Source organism: Pseudoxanthomonas sp. LjRoot204_2 (assembly GCF_056175765.1).
In genome coordinates this window covers 1-1,232 of the sequence record NZ_JBGFFG010000678.1, presented here as the reverse complement: position 1 = coordinate 1,232, position 1,232 = coordinate 1, and the positions used below count along the sequence as shown (strand labels likewise).

Sequence of the window (1,232 nt, the reverse complement as noted above, 5' to 3'; positions counted from 1 at the left end):
GATGAAGACGATCATGTCTGCATCCTGCTCGATGGCGCCAGACTCGCGCAGATCCGCCATCACGGGGCGCTTGTCCGAACGCGTCTCCAGGCTGCGATTGAGCTGCGAGAGTGCGATGATCGGCACATTGAGCTCTTTCGCCAGACCCTTCAGGGCGCGTGTGATTGCGGAGACCTCGGTTGCACGGTTCTCGCTGTTGCCGGGTACAGCCATCAGCTGCAGGTAGTCGATCACGATCAGTGAAAGATCTGGATGCTCACGCTTCAGCCGGCGGGCCTTGGAGCGCAAGCGCTCAGGTGAGAGGCCCGGCGTATCGTCGATCAGAATGGGCGAGGCGTTCTGAATGATGCGAATTGCCGCGGTGACATGTGCCCAGTCCTGATCTTCCAGCTGGGCCCGTCGCAGCCGGGTGGCATGGACACGGCCTTGCGAGGACACCATGCGCTGGGTCAACTGCTCCGAGGACATTTCCATGCTGAACACTGCCACCGCCTTCTTGGACGTGATGGCGGTGTACTCGGCGATGTTGACGGCCAGGGTTGTCTTACCCATGGCAGGGCGCGCTGCCAGGATGATGAGATCCGTAGGGTGAAGGCCGGCAGTGAGCTCGTCCAAATCGACGTAGCCGGTCGGCAGGCCGGTGATACCGCCGCCACGCTCCGACTGGACACGCAGCGTCTCGAATACCTTCTTCAGGGTCGAGGAAGCCGTCGTTGCTTCACGGTCGACGTCGCGAGCATCCTGCCCCACCGAGAACACCCGCTGCTCTGCTTCGGAGACAATCTCCTGCGCTTCGCGATGCCCCGGATTGAAGGCGGCATTGACGATCTGCGTGCCTTCATCGATCAGGCGACGTAGTAGCGCCTTCTCGCGGACGATATCCGCATACGCTTCGATGTTCGCAGCCGAAGGCGTGGTCGAGGCAAGCTCCACCAGGTAGGCGCCGCCGCCGACCAGCTCGCTCGCCCCCTGGTTCACGAACCACTCGCCGAGCGTTACGGCATCGAATGGCGAAGTTTCTTCCGCCAGCTGCGCCATGGCCTGCCAGATCAGCTGGTGATCGCGACGATAGAAGTCGCGACCCTCCAGCTTCTCGCTCACGACGTCGAACATCTCCTGGGCGAGCATGAGACCGCCCAAGACAGCCTGCTCTGCCTCTATGCTGTGAGGTGGCACCTTGAGCTGCACCAGTTGTGCGTGAGTCGCGGCACTGGCCGCGTCCCTCTTAGGGT

The 1,232-nt window shown here is 62.3% G+C and carries 1 protein-coding gene; it reads right to left on the bottom strand.

Translation table 11 applies throughout. From position 1 onward, the window contains the following. The coding region (gene dnaB, locus AC04L7_RS19030) for a replicative DNA helicase (RefSeq protein WP_475513750.1) at nucleotides 1-1,232 on the bottom strand (1,232 nt) is incomplete at both ends.